A 17,152-nucleotide genomic window follows, 5' to 3' on the forward strand; every position below is an offset into this window, starting at 1 on the left:
GGATCAAGGCTCCAGGTCGATCAGGGCGACGCCGAGTTCGGGATGATGCCTGCGGCGCAGATGGCCAGGCGTCTCCACCAATGTGACCTCGAGCGTCGGCCGCACGATTCCGTCCAGCAGATGACCACCCCTCGTGGTGCCGTCACTCAATCCAAGGACTGCGTGGACGTGCAGGCTGGGCCTGCCGTCGTCGCCGATGGCAACATCGCGGATCGCGCTCAGCACTTCGCACTGTTCCTGGATGGGGATTTTCCGGTAGGTCCTTTCTCCAGGGTCGAACCAGCCGACGGTTGCCCTTTCGAAAGCGCCGAGCGCAGTCAGCGACGCGCCGCCGACGCCACGCTCGACCGCGAACGACGTCAGCTGCGCAAACGCCTCTTCGCCGGGATCAAGCACAACCACGAACGTTCTCTGCCCGGCGCTTTCGGCAACAAGCTGTGATTTCATGATTTCGCTCCAGCCGTCAGGAATTCAAACCCACCACACCAGCAATGCCAGAAAGACGAGACCCACCAGGCCGGCGATGAAAATGATCCGGCGCGCCCGCGTCCGCAGGATGATCTCGCCCTGCCGCGCCTGCTCCGCCGAAAAGACAGGACCATTCTTGTCCGGGTCGCTGCTCATCCATCGTCTCTTTCCGGGGCAATTATTCGGCATTTGATTGGATCTGGCGCCCGATAGAACACAATTTCGTTTGGCGGATGAGGTTCCACGGCTGGGCGCCGTTTGCAACTATTCCTTTGGCGCGGTGGCGGGCGCGGTATAGCGGCGGCGCACTGCGTCCAGGATGTGGTTGCGGCTCTCCTGCGCCGAAAGTGTGCCGTCTTTCTCCGCCTCCGCGGTCTCGCGCGCCAGTTCCTTGTCCCTGATCTGGTGGCGAAACCATTCGGAATAGTCGCCGGCGCGCAGATGATGTTCCCAGGTCCTGTCGTCGATACCCTCGGCGATCTGGGCGAAAATCATCAGATTATGGGCGCGGAGGTTCATTGCATTGTCGGGGCCGCGGAAATAGAAGCTGCCCTTCTCGTCGAGCTGGCCCTCGGCATATTTGCGGCTGTGGCGCTTGAGCGACTGCCGCGGCTCGATCGGCTCGACCATGGCAGGTTTCTTGTGCGCCTGCGGCCGCCAGAACAGCACGCGCTCGTCTTTTGGAGAGCTCAGATCCTTGTCCTTTGGCGGTTCGGTGCCGGTCTCGCGGCAGAACGTCTTGATGACCTTTTTTGCCTTCGGGCCGAGTGCGATGACGGCGGTGACCAGCCGCAATGCATCGGTTGAGATCGCGTCCGGATGAACCGTGATCAGGATCGTGCCCGGCAATTCCATCGCCAGCACCATTGGGGTATCGTCGCGCCGCTTCGGCAGGAGGTGATGCGCCTCGTCGATGATCAGCCAGTGCGGTCGTGCCGTACGGAAACGAAGACTGCCGAGGCCCGGCAGCAGGTCGGCAAAGAAGTCCGGCCGCTCGTTGACGCGCAGCGCCAGGCCATTGACGACAAGATTGTTGTCAGGCTTCTCCAGGAGATCGAGCAATTGCGTTTTCGTCGGCGCGTTCGAGCCGTCGCCCAGCCGGACCGCGCCTTCGAGGCCATCGTAGTCGCCTTCCGGATCGAAGATGCAGAACTGGAACTTTCTCTCGACGAAGCGCTCCGTCAGTGCGGTCGCCAGGGTCGATTTGCCGATGCCGGAGCTCCCGGCGATCAGCACCGTATCGGTTGGCGACAGATACACCTCCTTGCCGTCCTCCGAGCCAAGCACAATGCCGTCGCGGCTCGGCACAAGCTCGCGATCGCGCTCCACCACCTTGGTGATCAGTTCCTCGACGCCTTTTCCGCGCGCGCCGCGTGTCACGAGATCCGCCGTTTCCTTGACTGCCGGCAGTGCGTTGTCGACGGCGACGCTGAAGCCGCAGGCGCGCAGGAAGGCGTGGTCGTTTTCGGCGTCGCCGACACCGACGACGTTGTGCGGCGACAATCTGAGGTCTTGAAGCGCGGCTGTCAGGCCGGTCGCCTTGTTGATGCCGCTGGGCAGGATCATCACCGCGCCCTTGTTGAAGATGATTTCCAGCTCCAGCCCCAATTTCTTGATGACCTCGAGCGCGGTAGCCTGATGCGGTTCCCAGGTTGCTACGATCGAGCGTCCGACCGAAAGCGGTTTGACACCGCGTTTCCTGAGTTTGGCGATGAGCTCGGGGGCGGGCGGCGGAGATATCGTCCGCTCCTCCTCGCTGGCCGGCGTGTAGATCAGCGCCCCGTTTTCGGCGACGACCTTGTCGAAGATCGCGACTTCGGGAAAGACGCGTTTGAGGTCGGGCAGCTCGCGCCCGGTGACGAGAATGAGTTTGCGGCCGCTCTTCTTGAAGCGTTCAAGCGCCGCAAGCGTCTTCTCGGCAACGATCCCCTCATGCGCCAGCGTGCCGTCATAGTCAGTGGCCAGGGCAATGAAATACATGCCGTCAATAGCCGCCCACGATCGGCAATATCTCGCCGGTGATATAGCTCGAGCAGTGCGGCGAGGCGAGGAACACGTAGGCCGGCGCGATCTCCTCCGGCTGGGCGGGCCGTTTCATCGGCGTATCGGCGCCAAATTTCGAAACATCGCCGGCTTCCTTGTCCGAGGGGTTGAGCGGCGTCCAAACCGGGCCTGGCGCCACGGCGTTGACCCTTATGCCCTTGTCGACAAGGTTGCCTGAGAGCGCGCGGGTGAAGGCATGAATGCCGCCCTTGGTCATGGAGTAGTCGACCAGTTGCTTCGAGCCCTCGATGCCGGTCACGGAGCCGGTATTGATGATTGCCGAACCGGGCTTCATGTGCGGTACCGCCTCCTGCGCCATGTGGAAATAGCCGTAAAGGTTGGTCTTCAGCGTCGTGTCGAAATGCTCCTCGGTCAGCTCGCTGAAATCGCTGGAATGGATCTGGAAAGCGGCGTTGTTGACCAGCACGTCGATGCGCCCAAACTCCTGCACGATCTCAGCCACCGCGTTGTGGCAGTGGTCGCGTTCGCTGACATCGGCCTTGATCAGGATGCAGCGCCGGCCTTCGGCTTCGACGGCCCTTTTGGTCTCTTCGGCGTCCTTGTCCTCCGAGAGATAGACGATCGCCACATCGGCGCCTTCACGCGCATAGAGCACGGCCACCGCACGGCCGATGCCTGAATCGCCGCCGGTAATGACGGCCACTTTGCCGTCGAGCTTTTTTGATCCGATATAAAATGGCGCATCATAAAGCGGCGCCGGCTCGATCGCCCATTCATGCCCCGGCTTCGGCTGGTGCTGCTCGGGGAAGGGCGGCTCGGGATATTTGCGGGCGCCGGCCTGCATGGCGCCTTTTTGCTTGCCATTGGATTTGGACTTGTCCTTCTCGTCGATACGGCGCTGGATATGCCGCTGCTTGGCGGCCTCGCCGGCGATTTCCGATTTCATCTGCATGGTCATCTCCCTGGCTTGAAACCCAACAACGCATGTCCGGCGAAAAGGTTTATGCCATGGCGTCATTCCTTCAGTCCGGAGCGGATCGTGCGAAGTCTGAGCCACGGCAACCCGCTGCAGTACGAACCCGCTGAAAATGCCCAGGAGATTGCGGCGTCCTCAGCGGCGCATTTGTTCGGCCCGCCCTGAATCACAGATTGTTCTGCAGTGTCGCCCGACCGCTGGCTCCAGCCGTCCTATTCATGTCGCTGCCCTTGCCATCGAGTTGCCTGGCCTCGTCCTCGGCTGCGTCTTCGAGCTTGGCGACGAGCAGATCCTTGAGGTCGCCAACCTCTTCCTCGATGTCCTCGATGGGTACCCCGGCGTTGGCCGCCTCTTGCTTGCATTCCCTGGCGAGGATTTCCGCCTCCTTTTCAAGCCTGATCGGAGGCGGCGGCACATGAACGTTTTCGTGAATCCAGTCCTGCAAGAATTCTATCGCATTAGCACTCATGGTGCTCACCTGTAGCGGCAAACTGTAGTGTCATTAACGTACGTGCTGCAAAATGGATGCTTGGCAACGCCGAATTTCAAACAGCGATACTTAACGATAGCGTGATCGCCAAAGCTAGAGCTTTGCAGTCAAGGGAAATCATTTGGCGTCGCAGAATGCCGCTAACCAGACATTTGGGGCGGGGGTGTAATTTGCAGGTATCCCTAAGACGCGTCGCGCCGTCGCGCCGGTGTTGCGCGGTTCGGGTCGCCTGACGGCCGAACATCGTCACCTGCGGCAGATCGTGTCGGCCGCTCAGCGACACGGTCGGCGCGCATTTTGCGTTTATGCGCCATCCAGAACGGCAAGAGCTCAGCAAGAAAACTGTATAGCGTGGTCTTCATCGGCATGCTCCGGACAACGGTTACAACTCGTGATCCCCGAGTTCCGTTCCGACAAAGAATTCCGTTCCGACGAATCCGTCACTTCTACAATTGCGATTCGATCGGCAGGCACCCAACCAGCGCTGCAATGATGCGCCGATAGAGACTGGCCTCCGGTTCACGCGAATATTGCCGCATCTCGCCATCCGCCAAGCCGAGCCACCGCAAGGCGCCTTTGTCCAGGACCAGCTGGTAGCTCGTCTGCGGTGACTTTTCGTGCTCGAACAGCCGGCGCAACTCCATTACCAGATTGATATCGTGGAAAAGCACGCCCATTTCCGCATTCAACGACACCGAACGCGGATCGAAATTGAAGGAACCGACAAACCCCAGCGTGTCGTCGACCGTAAAGGCCTTGGTATGCAGGCTGGCTCCCTTTGAGCCGAAAACGGAGATGTTGGCCTGGCGGTCGAAGGGCTGCAATTCGAAAAGCTGGATACCTTTTTTAAGCAGCTTGCGGCGGTATTTGGCATAGGCGCCGTGCACGGCGGCGACGTCCGTCGCGGCGAGCGAGTTGGTCAGGATTGCAACCTCGGCGCCACGGTCCACCAGCTTCGACAGGATGGCCAACCCGGTGCGGCTGGGGATGAAATAGGGCGAGACAATTTCGAGGCGCTGCCTGGTCGCCGCGATAGCGGGAAGCAGCTCCTTTGTCAGCCAGTTCCTGCGCCTCTTGCCGCGCACCTTTTCCGGCGGATCGGAAATGACGCGAACGCCTTTCGTCCAGCAGACGTCGCTGTGCGCTACAATGAACTCCGTGATCGTGCGCCAGGCACGGAGGCTGTTCAAAAGCTGGCCATCCGTGGTCGCATCGAGATTGTTGAGGAAATCGGCGCGCGAACCCACCGCAGCCGGGTTGAGCAGCTGAATCGGCTTTGCCGCCTCGCAATTCCAGAACGCCTCGAAGATACGCATCGTCTGCTCTACGGCAGGACCGAGAAGCAACAGGTCGAGATCGCGAAAATTCGTCTCGGCAGCGTCGAAATAGGCATCGCCGATGTTCCTTCCGCCGACGATGGCCAGGCCCTCATCGGCGATCCAGGCCTTGTTGTGCATGCGGCGGGTCATCGCAAACAGCCGGGCGACCATCTCCAGCGAGCGAAAGATGCTGCCGTTCCTCATGCCGCTGGGATTGAAGAGCCTCAGCTCGATGTTCCTGTAGCTGTTGAGCGCCAGGTAAGCGGCGTCGCTGTTGCGCGGATTGATATCGTCCAGCAGCATTCGGACGCGGACACCGCGCTCCGCCGCCTTGACGACCTCCTGCATAAGCAGCCGGCCGCTATGGTCGTCGTGCCAGAGATAATACATCAGGTCGAGGCTGCTTGTGGCACTGCGCGCAGCAAGGATTCGCGCGGCAAACGCGTCATAATTGTCGGCGATCAGCAGCAACCCGGTATTGCCGGCCGCGATCTTGTCCCGGGCAAACCGCGAAATGGCTGTATCCATCAAGTGCACCGGCAAACGTCAGCGAAGCAAACCGTCTGAAATCTGACTAACAACCCTTCAGGTTCATTCTGGTTGCAGTCGTGGCTGCCGTATCGCGTCCAGGTTCAGCCGGGCCTTGATCGGCAGATGATCGGAAGCCCGCTGCGCCAGCGGCGTCTTGTGCACCTCGATGCTGGAAATCAGGTGCGGCGGCCTGGCCAGGATGCGGTCGAGCGCAAAAAGCGGAAAGCGCGACGGAAAGCTCGGCAGAACCGCATCGATCGGACCGAAATGCGGCAGCAGGGCCAGCAGCGAAGACCTGTTGCGGACGCGCCATTCGTTGAGGTCGCCAAGCAGGATTGTTGGCCGCAGAACCGGGTGCGTGGCTTCGACCAGCGCGTTGGCCTGCTGCGAGCGCGACCGCCGCAGCAGGCCAAAATGTGCGGCTATGATCCTGAGCGAGACGCCCTTCAGCTCCAGATCCGCGATGACCGCACCGCGCGGCTCAAGGCCGGGCAGCCGGATCTGGTTCACGCTTTCGACCACGCCGCGGCGCGCCAGGATCAGATTTCCGTGCCAGCCATGGCTGCGGCGGTTTTCCGGGACATGTGTGGGGACGAGGTCGCTGTCCCGCTCGAGCGCTGCGAGATCGAGCAAACCCTGCCTGCTTCCGGTTCTTTCGTCGGCCTCCTGCAAAGCAATGATATCGGCGTCGAGTTCCTTGACCACGGCCGCGACCCGCTCCGGATCGAACCTGCCATCGGTGCCGACGCATTTATGCACATTGTAGGATGCAACCGTGGTGCACGAAATTTCATTGCCGGGCGCCGTAAACCGCGGCACTTCCCTTCGCAGCGCAGCGCCAAGCGACCTTGGAAGGGTAGGCGATCGATCCAGCATCTGATCCATTTGCTGTTGAGTCGGCGAGTGGCGGCCATTGCGATTATGGCGCGTGCGGAGGTCTGAAACAACGACGAACCTTGCAAAACCGTTCCACCACCGGCCTCGGCGCGCGGTCTGGAACCCTGACGGGCAACAACACGTTTCGGGAGGGCAGCGCAGTCTACGGAGAAGTCGAATGCAGCCCTTAGCCGCAAATTCCGCCCCCCAGCCAGGCCCGCTCAGGATTGTCCCGTTCGATGGAACCGTAACCGTTCGGTTCTCCGACGCCATTATTGCATCGAGCGCGCGGGCAAAGCTGCTCTACGAAGACGGTCACGATCCTGTCTTCTACATACCCTTCGAGGACATCTATTTCGACCTTCTGGAGAAGACGAACACAACGAGCCACAGCCCGCTGAAGGGCACGGCAAGCTATTGGCGTGTTCATGCGGTCGGCTCGTCGGCAGAAGACTTCATGTGGGCCCACGAGACGCCCGACACTCCGGCACTGGCGATCGCCCGCCACGGCGCGTTCGATCCCGGCCGGGCGCGGATTGAGGCCGATCCCGCGGAGGACAAGCGGCATACGCCGCACGTCACCGAATAGACCCACATCGGCGACAGGCGCCAGCCTTCCGTCAGCTCGCGAACTCTTCTCTGAGAATGCGCAGGCCGGCTTCGTATTTCTCTGTCGAGGCACCGATCTGCCGTGCCTGCCATAGATTGTCGACAAGATCGGCGCGCTTGACCGGCAACGCCAGCGGGTTGGCCGCAGCCCTGCGAACGAACACGGAATCGTCCTCGTTCGGCCGCCGTGTCAGTGCGTCGACGGCCGATACGATGGACGGCCCGAACCCGGCCGCCTCAAGCCGGTCGCGGTTCCAGCCGTCGCCTTTTTCGATGACGTCGTGAAGATAGGCGATGGCTTTCTGGTCGAGCGTTTCGACGGCATCGACGACCCGGCGGCAATGTTCGATATAAGGCCGCCCTGTCTTGTCCGTCTGCCCGGCATGAGCCTGTTCGGCGATTTTCGCTGCGCGATAAAGCACGCTCATTGGGTCGATCCCGTAACGAACAGCACATGTCCTGGCGCACCAACGCGCCATTGTCAGTGCGAGTTCCTACGCGCCGCGGGACCCTGCTGCCTCGCTTGCGAGCTGAATGCCGCGGTGGCGGGCGCGATAATCAGGAGACGCGTTCAAAACTGTCGAGGCTGGTTCCAAAGGCACGCCAGGCGGGGAGTTTCCTGGCTCGGGCCGGCGCCCCTTCCTTTTCCGCCGACAAAGCGGCATCCGCAACGGTGTGCCATAGCATCTCCAGCTTCCCCTCCCTGAGGATGCCGGTATAGCTCACCGCTGCGGCTCCGACACGCCCTTCGGCCGCGCAGGTGAATCCGATGACATCTCCATGGCAGGCTCCGAACAGCGGCACCGTCGTGCCGAAGAAGGCGCTGTCCTCCAGCGCCGTCCTGAAGGTTCCGCGGATCCGTCCGCCCTCTTCGCTGGTCAGTTCGACGACCGACCCGTACTGGTTCCGCCAGGTGCCCAGCCAACTCATCGCGGCTCCTCCTGATTGCTGCCATAGGGATTACGTTGGCACACGGCCTCCAAGCCGCGGTAGCGGCCTTCAATCAGCCGCAATGCCAGCCATCGACATCTGAACGAAGCGCAGCGGCGCTTCCAGCGTCCAGGTGATGCCGTGCCTCTCAAATTCCAGGCGGCCGGTGCCGCTGAGCGCCTGCGGGGTGACGCGTTTGAGCACGACCGTTCCGAAACCGCGTCGCGTGTTTTCATCGACCAATGGTCCGTCCAGTTCCCGCCAGACAAGGCGGAAGCCGTCGCTGCCATCGGCGGCTGGCGTCACGGTCCATTCGACCTCGACCCGCCCGTCGAGGCGCGACAGCGCTCCGTGCTTTACCGAATTGGTGGCCAGCTCGTGAAAGGCAATGCCGAGATATTGCACCGCATTCGGCTGCAGCATGATCATCGGCCCGCTCATCGACAGCCTGGCCTGTGTCGCGAAGGCCTTGGTCTGGGCATGGATTAGTTCGCCGATAGTCGCGCCACGCCATTCGGCATCGACCAGCAGATCGTGTGATTCCGAAAGTGCCATGATGCGTTCCCGGACCTGGGAAAGGAAAGCCTCTGGCGTACCCGCCAGCTTGCTGGTCTCGCGGATCATCGAGACAATCACCGAATACTGGTTTTTAACGCGATGGTTGACTTCGCGCATGAGTGTGCGGATACGCCGTTCGCTGTCCTTGTGCGGGCTGATGTCGCGCGCGATCTTGGAAGCGCCGACGATACGCCCAGTGCCGTCGCGTATCGGCGAGATGGTGAGCGAAACCGGAACCAGGGTGCCGTCCTTGCGCTGCCGGATAGTCTCATATGAAGGAATCCGTTCGCCGGCGCGAATGCGGCTGATGATCATGGCCTCCTCATCCAGGTGGTCGGGCGGGATGAGCATCGTCACTGGGCGACCGATCGCCTCCGCGGGCGTGTAGCCGAACAGGCGTTGTGCCGCGTCGTTCCAGCTGGTGATAATGCCGTTCAGGTCTTTCGACACGATCGCGTCCATCGAAGATTCGACGATGGCAGCGAGCCTTATGCTGGCGTCGTCAGCCAGTGCCTGGGTGCGCAGGTCGAGCAAGGTGTTGATGGCGCCGACGACCTCACCGTTCGCATCGCGAAGCAGGACCGGATGCGCGCTGAACGGGATGAACTGGCCGTCCGGCCGCTCGGCGATCGCCCGGCCCCCAGGAACGTCCCGCTCCTCCAGCAAGGCAACGGCCATCGGACATTCGTCGTGCGCCATCGGCCGTCCGTCGAGGTGGCGAAGCTTCCATGATCCGCACCAGCGGTCCTGGCCGATAACCGGACGATATCCCCAGAGATCGGCAGCGGCTTCATTGAAGAAGGTGACGTAGCCTTGTCTGTCGGTGGTGTAGACAGCCACAGGCAACGCCTGCATCAGATCGGCGGAGGAAACTTGCGGGATTCCGCCAGTCTTTAGTTCAACGACGTCCACCAGTCCCCCGCTCCGCTTGGCTTGCCGACGGATTGCTACGTCATCTAAATGCGCGCGAGCGTTTTCGGTTCCGTTCGATCCGCTTTCGGACATTCAGGCTGATCTGCGTTTCGCGGCCGTTCCCGGGCCTTTGTTAGGCGCCTTGCCGCCTTCCTGCGCCAGGCTTCTGCGCAGAATATCGGCGAGGTTGACGACATTCGTCCTCGGCGCAGGTGCCGGCTTGGGCGGTTTCTTGCCCTTGCGCTTGGCTTCGATCATCGCAACCAGCGCCTGTTCATAAGTGTCTTCGAACTTCGACGGGTCGAATTTGGCGGGCTTCTTGTCGATCAGCAATTGCGCGATTTCCAGCATCTCGGGATCGACCTTGCGAGCCTTCAGTCCTTCGAACACCGCGTCGGTTGCGACCACTTCATTGTGGTTGCGTAATTCCGTCATCACCATGCCCTTGCCCAGCGGCTGGATCAGCACCTCTCGGCCTCGCTGGTACAGCACGACGCAGGACCGGGCTGCCACTTTCTTCCTGGCCATGGCGTCCCGGATCACCGCGAAGGCCTCAGTGGAGGGCGCGTCGGCCGGAACCAGATAATAGGGCTTTTCGAGGTAGCGTGCGTCGATTTCGGCGGTGGGCACAAACTCGCCGATCTCGAGCGTGTGCTGCGATACCATCTTTAGTTTCTTGATTTCGTCCGGCTCTATGCGGATGAATTCGCCCTTCTCGACTTCATAGCCCTTTACCTGGTCGGCAGCCTCCACCGTATCGCCGGTCTCCTCGTCGATATAAGCGCTCTTGACCGGGAGACCGTCCTTGCGGTTCAGGATCCTGAAATGCACTTTCTCGGCCTCGCTGACGGCGCCGATGATCTTGACGCCACAGGAAACCGATCCGACCTTCATAAAGCCCTTCCAGGCAGCTCGCGGCGTCGCCATGTCAATCACTCATTTGCCGAACGGACGGAACGGCTGCGAGCCGAAATCGTTCCGCCGTGGCAGGCTGGTCCGTACGCCGGCCCGGACGAGAACATTCGGTTCATTTTCGTCAGGGGAATAGCGGAATGGCCAAACGCAGCGCAGGGTTGCTCATTTATCGCCAAAGCCGAGGGTCACTTCAGGTGCTGCTGGTGCATCCCGGCGGCCCATTCTGGGCGAAGAAGGACGACGGCGCATGGTCGATCCCGAAGGGCCTGGTCGACGAGAACGAAGACGAACTGACGGCGGCAAAACGCGAAGCCGAAGAGGAGCTCGGGGTCGCCATCGATGGAGTTTTCGAACACCTTGGCAGCTACCGGCAGCCGGGCGGCAAGCTCGTCGTCGCGTGGTGCGTCGAAGCGGACTTCGACAGCGACGCCATAAGCAGCAACACCTTCGTCATGGAATGGCCGCCAAGGTCCGGCTCGATGAAGGAATTTGCCGAAGTCGACAGAGCGGGCTGGTTCTCCCTGCCTGAAGCCAACCTCAAGATACTGAAAGGCCAGCGCGCCATGCTGGCGGATTTGGCCGGTCGGCATGGCGACCCATGAAATCGTATCGGCTCAGTACTTCAGGGCGGCGCCTGGCTTGCCTTACGGCGCTATCCCAAGCGAATTTTGAGCGCGCAACGTGCGCAATGTGATCGAATAGCGGTGCTCGGCGACCGGCGGAATGCTGTGCTCCCATTCGTTGCGCGCAGCACCCGTCATCAAATAGGCTGATCTTGGCTCGACGGTGACCGTCTTGCGATCCCATCGCGTGCCGTTTTTCCGGCGCAGGCGGAAGCTGCAGGCGGCCAGCAGCGAAACGCCGGCGACCACTTCGAAATGAGGCTTGTCGCGATGCCAGCCGATACCGGCGCCCGGCCGGTACTCGTTGATCAGCACCTGCACGAACGTTTCGGCCGGCAGGCGGACAAAGGCTGCAACTTTGTCCCTGAGCGGCAGCAGAAAGCCGGGTATCGGCGGTGCTTCGACGACTTCGCGCCGGTCGTAGTCGTAACGCAGCCCGAAGCCGACCACCCGCCGGTTTGCCAGATGGCCGTGAAAGTCGAAGGGCTGAAAAGGCAGGCCGTCGAGCTGGCTTGCCAACGCTGCTTCCTCGTCCGGCGTGATCAGTTCGGGCCGGTAGCGGAATCCTTTCGGCAGGTCGTCGGTGGCGGCAAAGAGATCGCCCTGACGGGCTGCAGCCGATGTCTTGAGCGGTGGCATCAACTGTACTTGGTGAAGCCGGCCCGTAGCGGCAAGGCTGCTTCGGCAGCAAGGAACCTCGCTCTCCGTGCAGGGTTATTCACACGATGGCGTGGATTGGAGCACTGCCGAGCATTGGAGCTGTCGAGATGCCTTCAACTGCGATCAGAAACATCGACTACCAGCCGGCGACGAGGGTACTCTCGGTGTGGTTCGTCCCGAGCGGAAACCGCTATGATTACGAGGACGTTCCGCCGCAGGTCCACGCCGCGTTCCGCAAGGCTTCGTCGAAGGGCCGGTTCTTCAACGAACATATTCGCGACCGGTATAAATACCATCTGGTCGAGCAGAGCCATTCGAGCTGAGTCTTCCGACGCTTCTCAACCATGATCTCGGCTCTCCGCCATTCGTAGCCGCGCGGCAATGAGCGGACTTCGCAGTTGGTGAGCGACCTGATATTGATCATGGTTTCACCGGAAACATCGAAAGCCTGGAATGCCCGCCGAAGTCGAAAAAACCGAGCAGCTCCAGCAATTGCTCGATACCCCGCATCTGGCGGGCGTGCTGGATAGCGAACAATTCAAGAGATTTCTCGACCAGCTGCCGATCGCGATCGCAATTTCCGATCTCAGCGGCGACGAACGTGTCGTCTATGTCAATTCCGAGTTCCAGAAATTGTCAGGCGTATCCGTCGCCGAGCTCGAGCGCTGGAACTGGGCCGCACTGAGCGGAGAGGGCTTGAGCGAATACAAGGACCGGCCGCTGGCCCGGGCCATCGTCGAGGATATCGATCGTGCGGGAACATTCAGGATACAACGTGCTGCCGCAGCGCCAGCCATCGTCGATGTCTATTCGAACCTGATCGAGGACGAGCGCGGGCGACGGTCCTTTCGACTGGTCGCCCTTGTCGACGTTACCGCGCACAAGGCAAGCGACAGCGAGGCCATCGAACAACGCATTCGGGAAAAGGACATGCTGCTGCGCGAGTTGCAGCATCGGATGAAGAACAATCTCCAGATGATCACGGCTCTCATCAGATTGGAGGCCCGCAGTGCGGCGTCACCCGATCAGAAACGCTTCGAGCGCCTCGCCGGCCGCGTCGATGCGCTCGCAATTCTCTACCAGACGCTGTCGGTCGACGAACAGAAGGCCGAAGTGGACCTTGGCGTCTATCTCAGCCAGATCGCTTCCGCCGTGATGACGTCGCACGCCATGCAGGGCATCCGGCTGGACATGAAGGTCGATACCTATCCCGTGTCCATCAACGTGGCGATGCCAACGGGTCTGGTGGTCAATGAGCTTTTGACGAACGCGCTGAAACACGCCTTTCTGGGTCGCGAAGGCGGGACGATCACGCTGCGCAGCGTCGTCGACGGAGACGGTTTTCGCATCGTAGTCGCCGATGACGGCATCGGCCTGCCCGAAGGCGAGACCTGGCCGAAACCCGGCAAGCTCGGCGCGTTGATCGCTCAATCGCTGATTGAAAATGCCAAAGCCCGGTTCGAGGTGGATTGTGCCCCCGGCAAAGGAACGCGGGTGACCATCGTGTTCAACAGATCGGCCGCCGTCGCGACGTAGCCGGCCGAGCAAGCGCCATTCAAGGCCATCCGCATCAGCCAGGCCCGTCGATCACCTTGCGCGTGTGGCGGGCGATTACACCTTCTTCGTCGGTTGCGATGACGCGGACTTCGACCTTGCTGTCCGCCTGGCTTATGAGCGCTTCATGGGAGCTGTTGTCGGCTTCGTCGATCGCCACGCCGAGCCAGCCAAGCCTGCCGCAAATCGCTTTGCGGGCCGCGGCAGAGTGCTCGCCGATGCCGCCGGTGAAGACCAGGCATTCCAGCCCGCCCAGCGTATTGGCGAGGGCGGCAACTTCCCTGGCGGCGCGGAAGGCGAAAAGCTCCACCGCTTCGCGCGCCCGGCGGTCATCGCTGGCCTCCAGCGTGCGCATGTCGCCGGAAATGCCGGACACGCCGAGCAGGCCGGATTCCTCGTAGAGCATGTCTTGCAGCGCCTCTCCCGAAACGCCTCTTTCCAGCAGGAGGTACAAAAGCACGCCCGGATCGATGGCGCCGCAGCGTGTGCCCATGACCAGGCCGTCAAGCGCCGAAAAGCCCATCGTCGTATCGACGCTTCTCCCGTCGCGCATGGCGCACAGGCTCGCCCCGTTGCCGAGATGGGCGACGATGGTTCTTTTCGCCGCCAGATCGGGCGATATCTGCTTGAGCCGGCCCGCGACATATTCGTAGGAAAGCCCGTGAAAGCCGTAGCGGTGGATGCCGTCTGCCTCATAGCGGCGCGGCAGCGCAAAACGGCTGACCAGAGGCTCGATGGTCCTATGGAAGGCCGTGTCGAAGCATCCGACCTGCGGCAGGTCGGGCCGCAGCGCGGCAAGCGCCCGGATTGGTGCGAGGCTGCGCGGCTGGTGCAGTGGCGCAAGCGGCGTCAGCCTGTCGAGAGCCTCGATAACTGTCGGCGTCAGGCGGACAGGTTCGACGAACTCGCGTCCGCCATGGACGATGCGATGGCCGGCGGCGATCAGTTTCCTTCCGCCAAGTTCGTTCTCGATCCATTGCAGCATCTGGCCGAGGCCCATGTCGGGCGATGCGTCCGCGGCAAGTGGCCGATCGCACTGCAGCTCGCCATCGGCGGCTTTTGCGGTCAGCCTTGGCGCATCGCCCAGATCCAGCGAACCGCGCGACGCAAGATCCAGCTCGGCGGATGCTGCAAGGTCGTAAAGTCCGAACTTGATGCTCGACGAGCCGGCATTCAACGCAAGGATCGATCGTAGCATCAATCGCCGGCCCTTGTCGCGCCGTCCTGTGGCCAGGACCATTTCTGGATCTCGGGCATGTCCTCGCCATGTTCGCGGACATAGGCCTTGTGCTCAGCTAATTTCCCATGCAGCGCCGCGGCAAGCTCCTTCGCCCGCTCGGCCAGCCCCGGCACACGCGCGATCGCGGCGAGCGCCAGATGATAGCGGTCGAGCTGGTTAAGCACGACCATATCGAACGGCGTCGTCGTCGTGCCTTCCTCGCGAAAGCCATGCACATGCATGTTGTCGTGGTTGGCGCGCCGATAGGTCAGACGGTGAATGAGATAGGGGTAGCCGTGATAGGCGAAGATGACCGGCTTGGCCTTGGTGAACAGCGCGTCGAATCTGTCGTCGGCAAAGCCATGCGGATGTTCGGAATTCGACTGCAAAATCATCAGGTCGACGACATTGACGACGCGGATCTTCAGGTCCGGAACGCCCGAGCGCAGGATGTCGGCTGCGGCAAGCGTCTCCAGCGTCGGCACGTCGCCGGCGCAAGCCAGGACCACATCCGGATCTTCGCCCTTGGCAACCGTCCCGGCCCATTCCCAGATGCCCGCGCCGGCCTTGCAGTGCGCTTCCGCGTCCTCGGCGGACAGCCATTGCGGCGCCAGCTGCTTGCCGGCGACGATGACGTTGATGCGGTTGTAGGTTTTCAGGCAATGGTCGGTGATCCACAGCAGCGTGTTTGCATCCGGCGGGAAATAGAGCCTTACCGTGTCGGCCTTCTTGTTGGCGACGAAATCGGCAAAGCCCGGATCCTGATGGCTGAAGCCGTTGTGATCTTGCCGCCAGACATGCGAGGTCAGCAGGTAGTTTAGCGAGGCGATCGGCTTGCGCCAGGCAAGTTCGCCGGAGGTCTTCAGCCATTTGGCGTGCTGGTTGACCATGGAATCGACGATGTGGACGAACGCCTCGTAGCACGAGAACAGGCCGTGGCGGCCGGTCAGCAGATAGCCCTCCAGCCAGCCTTGGCAAAGGTGCTCGCTGAGCACTTCCATGACGCGGCCGCCGCGGGAAAGATGAACGTCGTAAGGCTCGATCCGCTCCATCCAGACCCGGTCCGTAACCTCGAACACGTCGTCGAGGCGGTTCGAGGACGTCTCGTCGGGTCCCATCAGCCGGAAATTCCTGGCCTCGGCGTTCAAGCGGATCACGTCGCGAAGATAGCTCCCCACGGTCCGCGTTGCCTCCCCAACAGTGCCGCCCGGACGCGGTACGTCGAGCGCCAGGCCTTTCCAGTCGGGAAGCACGAGGTCTTGCTTCAGCAGGCCGCCATTGGCGTAGGGGATTGCGCCCATGCGTCTTGGCCCTGTGGGCGCCAGCGCCGCGAGCTCCGCCAGGAGATGCCCGCCTTCATCGAACAGCGTCTTCGGTTCGTAGCTGCGCATCCAGTCTTCGAGGATCTGGCGGTGCGCCGCATCGCCGCGTGCGTTCGACACCGGGACCTGGTGCGAGCGCCAGAAATCCTCGACTCGTCTGCCGTCGACCTCTTTCGGCCCGGTCCAGCCCTTTGGGCTGCGCAGCACGATCATCGGCCACAGCGGCCGCTCTCCCTTCCAGCCCGCGGCTCGTGCAGGCTCCTGGATGGAGTGGATCCGGTCGAGCACGGTATCGAGCGTGCGGGCCATCTCCCGATGCATCGGGGCAGGCTCGTGGCCTTCCACGAAAAAGGTTTCGTAGCCATAGCCGAGGAACAGGCTGCGCAACGCCTCGTCTTCCATACGGCCGAGGATCGTGGGGCTGGCGATCTTGTAGCCGTTGAGATGCAGGATCGGCAGGACGGCACCGTCGGATGCCGGGTTCAGGAACTTGTTGGAATGCCAGGCCGCGGCGAGCGGGCCGGTCTCGGCTTCGCCGTCGCCGACGACGCAGGCAACCACAAGGTTCGGATTGTCGAAGGCGGCGCCGAAGGCATGGACCAGCGCATAGCCGAGCTCTCCGCCTTCGTGGATCGAGCCGGGTGTCTCCGGGGCAGCGTGGCTCGGCACACCACCGGGGAACGAGAACTGCCGGAACAGCTTTCGCAGGCCGTCTTCATCCCTGCCGATCTCGGGATAAATTTCGCTGTAGGTGCCCTCGAGCCAGGTGTTCGCGACCATTGCCGGGCCGCCGTGACCCGGCCCGCAGATGAAAAGAACATCGAGACCACGTTCACGGATGATCCGGTTCAGATGCACATAGATGAAATTGAGGCCGGGCGTCGTGCCCCAATGGCCGAGCAGCCGTGGCTTGATGTGCTCGGGCCGCAAGGGCTCGCGCAAGAGCGGATTGTCGAGCAGATAGATCTGGCCAACCGAAATGTAGTTCGCGGCGCGCCAGTAGCGGTCCATCAGATCCATCTGGTCAAGGCCGGTTGTTTGCGCAGTGGTGCGGGCCTCGTCGTTCATGGAAATGCCTCCGGAATACCCTCGTCCGTCGTTATCTGGAGTGGCGTCGCCTCGGAGAAAGGATTTGCCTCGAAATAAGTTTGGGCGGGCGCGGCCAGCTCCCGCTCGCCGATCCTGC

At 61.9% G+C, this 17,152-nt stretch carries 18 protein-coding genes; 4 read left to right on the forward strand and 14 right to left on the reverse strand.

All coding sequences use genetic code 11. The features are described from left to right. Positions 1 to 3 precede the first annotated feature (3 nt). The 7 genes from NKH83_RS08340 to NKH83_RS08370 form a co-directional block, all read right to left on the reverse strand. Positions 4 to 447 carry a PPC domain-containing DNA-binding protein gene (locus NKH83_RS08340; protein ID WP_352803196.1) on the reverse strand — a complete coding sequence of 148 codons (444 nt, stop codon included), beginning with the start codon at positions 445 to 447 and terminating at the stop codon, positions 4 to 6. 24 nt (positions 448 to 471) lie between these two features. Further along, positions 472 to 624, reverse strand: a complete 153-nt coding sequence (locus NKH83_RS08345) for a peptide ABC transporter permease (protein WP_254815765.1) — start codon at positions 622 to 624, stop codon at positions 472 to 474. Positions 625 to 732: 108 nt separating this feature from the next. Then, positions 733 to 2,448, reverse strand: coding sequence for an HAD family hydrolase (locus tag NKH83_RS08350; protein ID WP_352803198.1), 1,716 nt, complete (start codon positions 2,446 to 2,448; stop codon positions 733 to 735). Positions 2,449 to 2,452: 4 nt separating this feature from the next. Next, complete coding sequence (locus tag NKH83_RS08355; protein ID WP_254815767.1) at positions 2,453 to 3,424, reverse strand: SDR family oxidoreductase; 972 nt, start codon at positions 3,422 to 3,424, stop codon at positions 2,453 to 2,455. 190 nt (positions 3,425 to 3,614) lie between these two features. Further along, positions 3,615 to 3,917: a hypothetical protein gene (locus NKH83_RS08360; RefSeq protein WP_352803200.1), complete on the reverse strand. Its 303-nt coding sequence runs from the start codon at positions 3,915 to 3,917 to the stop codon at positions 3,615 to 3,617. Between the two features lie 467 nt (positions 3,918 to 4,384). Next, complete coding sequence (locus NKH83_RS08365) at positions 4,385 to 5,785, reverse strand: phospholipase D family protein (RefSeq protein ID WP_352803202.1); 1,401 nt, start codon at positions 5,783 to 5,785, stop codon at positions 4,385 to 4,387. Positions 5,786 to 5,848: 63 nt separating this feature from the next. After that, entirely contained in the window at positions 5,849 to 6,664 is an 816-nt protein-coding gene (locus NKH83_RS08370; protein WP_302893445.1) for an endonuclease/exonuclease/phosphatase family protein, read from the reverse strand. Positions 6,665 to 6,842: 178 nt separating this feature from the next. Between NKH83_RS08370 and NKH83_RS08375 the strand changes: the two genes are divergently transcribed. Next, positions 6,843 to 7,253, forward strand: a complete 411-nt coding sequence (locus tag NKH83_RS08375; protein WP_352476933.1) for a DUF427 domain-containing protein — start codon at positions 6,843 to 6,845, stop codon at positions 7,251 to 7,253. Between the two features lie 31 nt (positions 7,254 to 7,284). Here the strand turns inward: NKH83_RS08375 and NKH83_RS08380 are convergent, their stop codons facing one another. The 4 genes from NKH83_RS08380 to ku form a co-directional block, all read right to left on the reverse strand. Further along, on the reverse strand, positions 7,285 to 7,701 hold the full coding sequence (locus NKH83_RS08380; RefSeq protein WP_352476934.1) for an HD domain-containing protein: 417 nt from the start codon (positions 7,699 to 7,701) through the stop codon (positions 7,285 to 7,287). A 130-nt stretch (positions 7,702 to 7,831) separates the two neighbouring features. Then, entirely contained in the window at positions 7,832 to 8,203 is a 372-nt protein-coding gene (locus NKH83_RS08385; protein ID WP_352476935.1) for an avidin/streptavidin family protein, read from the reverse strand. Between the two features lie 69 nt (positions 8,204 to 8,272). Further along, a complete protein-coding gene (locus tag NKH83_RS08390) occupies positions 8,273 to 9,673 on the reverse strand; it encodes a PAS domain-containing HWE histidine kinase family protein (protein WP_352476936.1) in 1,401 nt (466 codons plus the stop codon). A 93-nt stretch (positions 9,674 to 9,766) separates the two neighbouring features. Next, the gene (gene ku / locus NKH83_RS08395) at positions 9,767 to 10,600 is read right to left on the reverse strand and encodes a non-homologous end joining protein Ku (RefSeq protein WP_352476937.1); all 834 of its coding nucleotides are present in this window, start codon (positions 10,598 to 10,600) and stop codon (positions 9,767 to 9,769) included. A gap of 125 nt (positions 10,601 to 10,725) precedes the next feature. On the opposite strand from ku, the gene NKH83_RS08400 reads away from it, so the two are divergent. Beyond that, positions 10,726 to 11,190 carry an NUDIX hydrolase gene (locus tag NKH83_RS08400; protein ID WP_352476938.1) on the forward strand — a complete coding sequence of 155 codons (465 nt, stop codon included), beginning with the start codon at positions 10,726 to 10,728 and terminating at the stop codon, positions 11,188 to 11,190. A 42-nt stretch (positions 11,191 to 11,232) separates the two neighbouring features. On the opposite strand, the gene NKH83_RS08405 is transcribed toward NKH83_RS08400, so the two are convergent. Continuing rightward, positions 11,233 to 11,850, reverse strand: coding sequence for an alpha-ketoglutarate-dependent dioxygenase AlkB (locus NKH83_RS08405; protein ID WP_352803211.1), 618 nt, complete (start codon positions 11,848 to 11,850; stop codon positions 11,233 to 11,235). Positions 11,851 to 11,978: 128 nt separating this feature from the next. On the opposite strand from NKH83_RS08405, the gene NKH83_RS08410 reads away from it, so the two are divergent. Further along, positions 11,979 to 12,194 (forward strand): KTSC domain-containing protein, encoded by a 216-nt coding sequence (locus NKH83_RS08410; RefSeq protein WP_352476940.1) that lies wholly within the window; start codon positions 11,979 to 11,981, stop codon positions 12,192 to 12,194. Between the two features lie 130 nt (positions 12,195 to 12,324). After that, positions 12,325 to 13,407 (forward strand): sensor histidine kinase, encoded by a 1,083-nt coding sequence (locus tag NKH83_RS08415; protein WP_352476942.1) that lies wholly within the window; start codon positions 12,325 to 12,327, stop codon positions 13,405 to 13,407. A 34-nt stretch (positions 13,408 to 13,441) separates the two neighbouring features. Here the strand turns inward: NKH83_RS08415 and NKH83_RS08420 are convergent, their stop codons facing one another. Continuing rightward, complete coding sequence (locus tag NKH83_RS08420) at positions 13,442 to 14,623, reverse strand: acetate/propionate family kinase (RefSeq protein ID WP_352477097.1); 1,182 nt, start codon at positions 14,621 to 14,623, stop codon at positions 13,442 to 13,444. Next, positions 14,623 to 17,034: a phosphoketolase family protein gene (locus NKH83_RS08425; protein WP_352803216.1), complete on the reverse strand. Its 2,412-nt coding sequence runs from the start codon at positions 17,032 to 17,034 to the stop codon at positions 14,623 to 14,625. Before NKH83_RS08425 ends, NKH83_RS08420 begins: the two co-directional genes overlap by 1 nt. Between the last annotated feature and the right edge of the window lie 118 nt (positions 17,035 to 17,152).

This window comes from Mesorhizobium sp. M0909 (assembly GCF_040319515.1).
GTDB lineage: Bacteria > Pseudomonadota > Alphaproteobacteria > Rhizobiales > Rhizobiaceae > Mesorhizobium.

Excerpts from the sequence above, each read along its gene's own strand:
- NKH83_RS08340 (WP_352803196.1), bottom strand. The coding sequence starts at position 447 with ATGAAATCACAGCTTGTTGCCGAAAGCGCCGGGCAGAGAACGTTCGTG.
- NKH83_RS08345 (WP_254815765.1), bottom strand. The coding sequence starts at position 624 with ATGAGCAGCGACCCGGACAAGAATGGTCCTGTCTTTTCGGCGGAGCAG.
- NKH83_RS08350 (WP_352803198.1), bottom strand. The coding sequence starts at position 2,448 with ATGTATTTCATTGCCCTGGCCACTGACTATGACGGCACGCTGGCGCAT.
- NKH83_RS08355 (WP_254815767.1), bottom strand. The coding sequence starts at position 3,424 with ATGCAGATGAAATCGGAAATCGCCGGCGAGGCCGCCAAGCAGCGGCAT.
- NKH83_RS08360 (WP_352803200.1), bottom strand. The coding sequence starts at position 3,917 with ATGAGTGCTAATGCGATAGAATTCTTGCAGGACTGGATTCACGAAAAC.
- NKH83_RS08365 (WP_352803202.1), bottom strand. The coding sequence starts at position 5,785 with ATGGATACAGCCATTTCGCGGTTTGCCCGGGACAAGATCGCGGCCGGC.
- NKH83_RS08370 (WP_302893445.1), bottom strand. The coding sequence starts at position 6,664 with ATGCTGGATCGATCGCCTACCCTTCCAAGGTCGCTTGGCGCTGCGCTG.
- NKH83_RS08375 (WP_352476933.1), top strand. The coding sequence starts at position 6,843 with ATGCAGCCCTTAGCCGCAAATTCCGCCCCCCAGCCAGGCCCGCTCAGG.
- NKH83_RS08380 (WP_352476934.1), bottom strand. The coding sequence starts at position 7,701 with ATGAGCGTGCTTTATCGCGCAGCGAAAATCGCCGAACAGGCTCATGCC.
- NKH83_RS08385 (WP_352476935.1), bottom strand. The coding sequence starts at position 8,203 with ATGAGTTGGCTGGGCACCTGGCGGAACCAGTACGGGTCGGTCGTCGAA.
- ku (WP_352476937.1), bottom strand. The coding sequence starts at position 10,600 with ATGGCGACGCCGCGAGCTGCCTGGAAGGGCTTTATGAAGGTCGGATCG.
- NKH83_RS08400 (WP_352476938.1), top strand. The coding sequence starts at position 10,726 with ATGGCCAAACGCAGCGCAGGGTTGCTCATTTATCGCCAAAGCCGAGGG.
- NKH83_RS08405 (WP_352803211.1), bottom strand. The coding sequence starts at position 11,850 with ATGCCACCGCTCAAGACATCGGCTGCAGCCCGTCAGGGCGATCTCTTT.
- NKH83_RS08410 (WP_352476940.1), top strand. The coding sequence starts at position 11,979 with ATGCCTTCAACTGCGATCAGAAACATCGACTACCAGCCGGCGACGAGG.
- NKH83_RS08415 (WP_352476942.1), top strand. The coding sequence starts at position 12,325 with ATGCCCGCCGAAGTCGAAAAAACCGAGCAGCTCCAGCAATTGCTCGAT.
- NKH83_RS08420 (WP_352477097.1), bottom strand. The coding sequence starts at position 14,623 with ATGCTACGATCGATCCTTGCGTTGAATGCCGGCTCGTCGAGCATCAAG.
- NKH83_RS08425 (WP_352803216.1), bottom strand. The coding sequence starts at position 17,034 with ATGAACGACGAGGCCCGCACCACTGCGCAAACAACCGGCCTTGACCAG.